The sequence below is a fragment of the Roseovarius sp. MMSF_3298 genome (genome assembly GCF_030733705.1).
GTDB classification, from domain to species: domain Bacteria; phylum Pseudomonadota; class Alphaproteobacteria; order Rhodobacterales; family Rhodobacteraceae; genus Roseovarius; species Roseovarius confluentis.
Window position 1 is genome coordinate 21,508 of sequence record NZ_JASHIN010000037.1, and the last position, 6,000, is coordinate 27,507.

At 62.9% G+C, this 6,000-nt stretch carries 7 protein-coding genes; 3 read left to right on the plus strand and 4 right to left on the minus strand.

Going from position 1 to position 6,000, the window contains the following annotated elements; all coding sequences use genetic code 11:
* Positions 1–183 precede the first annotated feature (183 nt).
* Together mce and RBB18_RS21165 are read left to right on the plus strand one after the other, a co-directional pair.
* A complete protein-coding gene (gene mce, locus RBB18_RS21160; RefSeq protein WP_274592576.1) occupies positions 184–588 on the plus strand; it encodes a methylmalonyl-CoA epimerase in 405 nt (134 codons plus the stop codon).
* Positions 588–866, plus strand: a complete 279-nt coding sequence (locus RBB18_RS21165; RefSeq protein ID WP_103762180.1) for a DUF1467 family protein — start codon at positions 588–590, stop codon at positions 864–866. Before mce ends, RBB18_RS21165 begins: the two co-directional genes overlap by 1 nt.
* Here the strand turns inward: RBB18_RS21165 and RBB18_RS21170 are convergent.
* Positions 863–1,321 (minus strand): Lrp/AsnC family transcriptional regulator, encoded by a 459-nt coding sequence (locus RBB18_RS21170; RefSeq protein ID WP_274592575.1) that lies wholly within the window; start codon positions 1,319–1,321, stop codon positions 863–865. The two genes, RBB18_RS21165 and RBB18_RS21170, sit on opposite strands and share 4 nt — an antisense overlap.
* 114 nt (positions 1,322–1,435) lie before the next feature.
* Here RBB18_RS21170 and RBB18_RS21175 point away from each other — a divergent pair, with 114 nt between their 5' ends.
* On the plus strand, positions 1,436–1,642 hold the full coding sequence (locus RBB18_RS21175; protein WP_306112420.1) for a DUF6356 family protein: 207 nt from the start codon (positions 1,436–1,438) through the stop codon (positions 1,640–1,642).
* 38 nt (positions 1,643–1,680) lie between these two features.
* On the opposite strand, the gene RBB18_RS21180 is transcribed toward RBB18_RS21175, so the two are convergent.
* The 3 genes from RBB18_RS21180 to RBB18_RS21190 all read right to left on the minus strand — a co-directional run bounded on the left by RBB18_RS21180 (position 1,681) and on the right by RBB18_RS21190 (position 5,994).
* Positions 1,681–2,325 (minus strand): YitT family protein, encoded by a 645-nt coding sequence (locus tag RBB18_RS21180; protein WP_306112424.1) that lies wholly within the window; start codon positions 2,323–2,325, stop codon positions 1,681–1,683.
* Positions 2,326–2,468: 143 nt separating this feature from the next.
* Positions 2,469–4,676, minus strand: a complete 2,208-nt coding sequence (locus RBB18_RS21185) for an NADP-dependent isocitrate dehydrogenase (RefSeq protein WP_306112421.1) — start codon at positions 4,674–4,676, stop codon at positions 2,469–2,471.
* A 115-nt stretch (positions 4,677–4,791) separates the two neighbouring features.
* Positions 4,792–5,994, minus strand: a complete 1,203-nt coding sequence (locus RBB18_RS21190; protein WP_103762496.1) for an MFS transporter — start codon at positions 5,992–5,994, stop codon at positions 4,792–4,794.
* Between the last annotated feature and the right edge of the window lie 6 nt (positions 5,995–6,000).

Consider the following 6,000-nt stretch of genomic DNA (forward strand, 5'->3'; position numbering starts at 1 on the left):
TGTGCTGCTCCATTCCGGCACCAGGTGAGTCGAAGCTAGGCAGGGTTGGCTAATGAAGGGTTAAGCGGTCGGTGAAAATCTTCCGGATCGCGCGAACTGGCGGGTTGCGTCGGCGTGTCGCTTGCCCCCGGCGCATGTGCGGCCCATAACGTGGACAAGAATTGTCAGACCAAGGAGAGCGCCATGATCGGACGCCTGAACCACGTGGCCATTGCCGTGCCCGACCTCGAGGCGGCGGCGGATCAGTACCGCACCGCGCTGGGTGCCAATGTGGGCGCGCCGCAGGACGAGCCGGATCACGGCGTGACGGTGATTTTCATCGAGCTGCCCAACACCAAGATCGAGTTGTTGTATCCGTTGGGTGAAAACAGCCCGATCAACGGGTTCCTGGAAAAGAACCCGGCGGGCGGCATTCACCATGTCTGTTACGAGGTGGAGGACATCATCGCGGCGCGCGACCACCTTAAGGAAAACGGCGCGCGGGTGCTGGGCAGCGGCGAGCCCAAGATCGGCGCGCATGGCAAGCCGGTGCTGTTTTTGCATCCCAAGGATTTCAACGGCTGTCTTGTCGAGCTGGAGCAGGTCTGATGGGGATTGCGTCGGGAATCGTTCTGTTTCTGGTGATCTGGTTCATGACCTTTCTGATCGCCTTGCCGATCCGCATCCAGACGCAAGGTGAGGCGGGCACCACGGTGGAAGGGACGCACAAGGGGTCCCCCGAAAAGCACCACCTGCGCAAGAAATTCATCATCGTGACGGCGGTGGCGTTCGTGCTTTGGGCGATTGCGGCCTATGTCATCCTTGGCGGGGTGATCACGGTGGAGGACATTGACTTTTTCGGCACCATGTCGGGGGCGCGCAATTAAATCGGCAAGGCCGTGGTGTCCTTGATTTCCTCCATCACGAAGCTGGCGGAGACGTCGCGCATCGGCACGCGGGCGACGAGCGCCTGGTAGAGGCGGTCGTAATCGGCCATATCGGCCACGCGGGCGCGGATCAGATAATCTAGATCGCCGGTCATGCGGTAGACGCCCTGAATCTCGGGCATGGCGCGGGTGGCGCGGGCGAAGGTTTCGAGCCAGTGCGCGTCGTGCTGGGCAGCGCGGACCTGGATGAAGACGGTCAGGCCGAGGTTCAGCTTGGCGGCATCCAGAAGCGTGACGCGGGCGCGGATGATGCCGGCCTCCTCCATCGTCTTGATGCGGCGCCAGCAGGCGTTGCGCGACAGGCCGACACGGGCGCCGATGTCCTCAAGCCCGAGGCTGGCGTCGCGTTGCAGTTCGCGCAGTATTTTCCGGTCAAAGCCGTCGATTTTCCACATGATTGAGTTTTAGTGGGAAAGTTTCACGAATAAAAGCGAATTTGGCTGAAGGCTGAGAAAATGTCTCGGGGTGATGCTGATAGATTGAGAAAAACCGATTAACAGGAGTTTCCCATGTTGGCCCGTCTTTTCCTTTCCCACCCGCAGAAGGTCGATGAGACCTATCTGGAACATGCCCGGTTCGCGGGATCGTTCAGCGCCAAACTGTTTGCCGCCGGGTTCTGTGCCCTGATCCATGCGGTTCTGCCGTTCGCGTTCGAGAAGACAGCCAGCCGGATGATCGCGGAGATGTATGCCAGGACGCATGGGCGGGGGCAATAGCTGCGCAGGGGGGCGTGGGTTTCACCCACCCTACGGGTTTAATTGGCAATATAGCGTTCGCGGTTGTGGTTGAAGGTGATCACGAGATTCAGCACCAGCGCGCCCAGGAGCGACCAGCCCACAACGCTGAGCGGAAAGAGCAGGGCGGCGACGGTGAAGATCACCGCGTCCGTCATCAACTGCACGTAGCCGGCGCGAAAGCCGGTTTTTTCCTGCACCCAGAAGGCCACGACGCCCAAACCGCCAAGCGAGCTTTTGTGGCGGAACATGGCCAGCAGCCCCATGCCCACTGTCGCGCCGAAGATGACAGCACCGAGGGCGGGGTGCAGGTGGTCGATGGTGAAGCCGAGTGGCAGGAGGTCGGTGACGACCGAGAGCAGCGCCACCGAGACGAGTGACTTCACGGTGAATTCCAGCCCGAGCTTGCCATAGGCCAGCGCGTAGAAGGGCAGGTTGATGAGGAAAAAGACCACGCCGAAGGACCAGCCCGAAAGATAGCTGAGGATCACGGCCACGCCAGCGGTCTGGCCGGTGATGAGGCCCACGGTCGTCAGGATGTGGATGCCGACGCCGCAAAGCAGCACCCCTAGGGCGATGCCTTGGGTGTCTTCGATCGGGGAATGGGGTACGGTGGGCGGGTCTGTGGTGTCCATCCAGGTGAGATAGGGCAGGCAGGCTGTCATTTCCACGCAGATGTGCCGCGATGCCCGCGCCCGTCGGGCCGATGCCGGATAAAGTGGCGTATCGTTCAAAGGTTGGACGGGTCTTGAAAAAAGCCGCCCCGATGTCGGACCGGGGCGGCTTTGATTTTACGATAGTCTGCCGGTTATGTGCCGATGATGCCGTTCAGCGTGGGGCTGGGGCGCATCACGGTGGCAAGCCGGCCTTCGTCGGGGTGATAGTAGCCGCCGATGTCGGCCGGGCTGCCTTGGGCCGCGGCGAGTTCCGAGACGATCTGTTGTTCGTTTTCGGCGAGCGCCTTGGCCATGGGTGCGAATTCCTCGGCCAGCTTGGGGTCGTCGGTTTGCGCGGCCAGTGCCTCGGCCCAGTAGCGGGCGAACCAATAGTGGCTGTCGCGGTTGTCCGGCTCGCCGACCTTGCGCGAGGGCGAGCGGTTGTTGTCGAGGATGCCCTGGGTGGCTTCCTCGATGGTCTCGCCGAGGATGCGGGCGCGGGCGTTGTCCTTGGTCTCGCCCAGGAACTTGAAGCTTTCGCCCAAGGCGCAGAATTCACCCAAGGAGTCCCAGCGCAGGTGGTTTTCCGACTGCAACTGCTGGACGTGCTTGGGGGCAGAACCGCCCGCGCCGGTCTCGAACAGGCCGCCGCCATTCATCAGCTTCACGATCGACAGCATCTTGGCCGAGGTGGCCAGTTCGAGGATCGGGAAGAGGTCGGTCAGGTAGTCGCGCAGGACGTTGCCGGTGATGGCGATGGTGTTTTCGCCCTTGGTGATGGTCTCGAGGCTGGCGCGGGTGGCCTCGCGCGGGGCCATGATCTCGAACTTGTCGGCGACGCCCTTTGCTTCCAGGATCGGCTTCACGAAGGAGATGAGCTCGGCATCGTGGGCGCGGTTCTCGTCCAGCCAGAAAATGGCGCGGTAGCCGGTGGCCTTCTGCCGTTCGATGGCGAGGTTCACCCAGTCTTCGACGGGTGCCTTGCGGGTCGAGGCAGAGCGCCAGATGTCGCCTTTCTTGACCTCGTGCGAATGCAGCACGGTGCCGTCGTCGAGGATCATCTTGACGGTGCCGTCCTCGGGGATTTCGAACGTGGTGGGGTGGCTGCCGTATTCTTCGGCCTTTTGCGCCATCAGGCCCAGGTTTTGCACCGTGCCGGCGGTGGCCGGATCTAGTTTTCCATTTTCCTTGAAGTACTTGATGGTCTCGTCATAGACCGGCGCATAAGAACTGTCGGGGATGACGCAGACGGCATCGTGTTCCTTGTTGTCCGGGCCCCAGCCCTTGCCGCCCGAGCGGATGAGCGCGGGAATGGAGGCGTCGATGATGACGTCGGAGGGCACGTGCAGGTTGGTGATGCCGCGGTCGCTGTCGACCATGTACATCGGCGGGCGCGCCGCGCGGCAGTCCTCGATGGCGGCCATGATCTCGGGCTCGTCCTTCACGCGCTCCAGCAGGTCGCCCATGCCGGAGGCGGGGTTCACGCCCAGTTCCTTCATCCGGTCGCCGTATTTGTCGAACACCGGCTTCAGCCATTCGTGGACCGCGTGGCCGAAGATGATCGGGTCGGAGACCTTCATCATGGTGGCCTTCAGGTGGATGGAGAAGAGCACGCCCTCGTCCTTGGTCTTCTTGATCTCGTCGGCGAGGAAATCGTCGAGGGCGGACGCGCTCATGTAGGTGGCGTCGACGACGGTGCCGGCGGGGTAGCTGACGCCGTCCTTGAGGACGGTTTCGCCATTCGCGCCTTCAAGCACGATCCTGGCGGTGGCGGCGCCGTCCAGCGTGGCGGATTTCTCGTTAGAGAAGAAGTCATGGGCGTCCATCGAGGCGACGCGTGTCTTGCTGTCGGAGGACCAATCACCCATGCGGTGCGGGTTGTTCTGGGCGTATTTCTTGACCGGCGCGGCGGCACGGCGGTCGGAGTTGCCCTCGCGCAGGACGGGGTTCACGGCCGAACCCTTGATGGTGTCGTAGCGCGCGCGGACCTCTTTTTCCGCTTCGGTTTCGGGCGTTTCCGGGTAGTCGGGGATTGCATAGCCCTGGCCTTGCAGTTCGCGCACGGCCGCCACGAGCTGCGGCACGGAGGCCGAGATGTTGGGCAGCTTGATGACGTTGGCGCCGGGTTGCTTGACCAGTTCGCCCAAGGCGGCGAGGTCGTCGCTGACGCGCTGGTCTTCGCTCAGGTGATCGGGAAAGGTGGCGAGTATACGGCCCGCCAGCGAGATGTCGCGGGTGCCGACCGAGATATCGGCGGCGGTGGCGAAACTCTTCATGATGGGCAGGAGGGACGCGCTGGCCAGTTCGGGGGCCTCGTCGACCTTGGTGTAGACGATATCGGGATTGGAGGTGTCGGCCATCGGAAATACCTTTCGATCAGGACATGACAAAGCGTGAGTCTTGAGCGCGTCATAGACCATGAAAGCGGTTTTGACCAGACGGTATGCGACAGTATACCGAATAAATTGTCAGTGGTCAGAGCCCGGGGTTTGGGTCGCGGTCTAGCTTGCGCATGAACTGCGTCAGCAGGAGCGCGAGGCTGGCGAAGATCGCGACTCCGATCAGCAGGGGCATGGGCGTCCCGTTGAACGCAAGACCCACGGGCATGGCCAGCAGAATGGATCCGACCGTGGACAGTCCGGCGATAATCGAGGCCGCCATGCCCGCGATATGACCCAGCGGTTCGAGCGCCAGGGCGTTCAGGTTGCCCATCGTGAGGCCCAGTTGCAAAAAGACGATGACCTGCCAAACGAAGTAGAGTGCGAAGGGGCCGTTGCCGCCGTAACCGCCGAGGAAGGTCGCCAGAACGGCAAGTGTGACGACGGTTTCGATCACCAGGGCCATCTGGATCAGGCGGCGCATCCCGAGGCGCATGACGAGGGCGGCGTTGATGACGCTGCCCAAGGCGGCGACTGTCGCGACACCGGCGAACCAGTAGGGAAATTCCTCGGCGCGGCCATAGGTGATATCCATGATCTGCTGAATCGAGCTGATCGAGGCGAAGAGCATCGAAAGGCACAGCGTCTGCACGAGGATTGACAGGCGCGCCATCGGGTGGCGGATGACTTCGCCTGCCGAATGCAGCAGCTTGCGCGTCCGGAAGGGCACGCGTCGGTCGCGCGGAAGGGGCTCATGAAGGCGCAGCCACATCCAGAAAGTGCTGAGCGCGGCGAAGACGAGGAAGGACACGAAGATGCCGCGCCACGCGAAGACTGCAATGATCCCGGCGCCGGCCATTGGTGCAATTGCCGGAACGAGGGTGAAGACCAGCATGACGAAACTCATCAGCTGGGCCATTTCGCGCCCCTTGTAGATGTCGCGGATGATGGCGATGGCAATGACCCGTGCCGCTGCCGCGCCCAGCCCCTGTAACACGCGGGCCGCGAGCACGGTTTCCAGCGTGGGGGCCGCGAGCGCCAGGATCGCGGCGGCGCAGTAGAGGGCGGCTCCCCAGATGATGACGCGCTTGCGGCCATAAGCATCGGACAGCGCGCCGACGAAGAACGTGCCGACGCCGAGGCCCAGCACGAAACTGCCGATCACCAGCTGCGCCTGGTTGGGCGCGTCGGGCGACAGCTTGGCCCCGATGGCGGGGAGGGCGGGCAGCATGGCGTCGATACTATAGGCGACCGTGGCCACCAGCATCGCCATCAGCGCCACGAACTCGGCCCGGCCCATGACGGG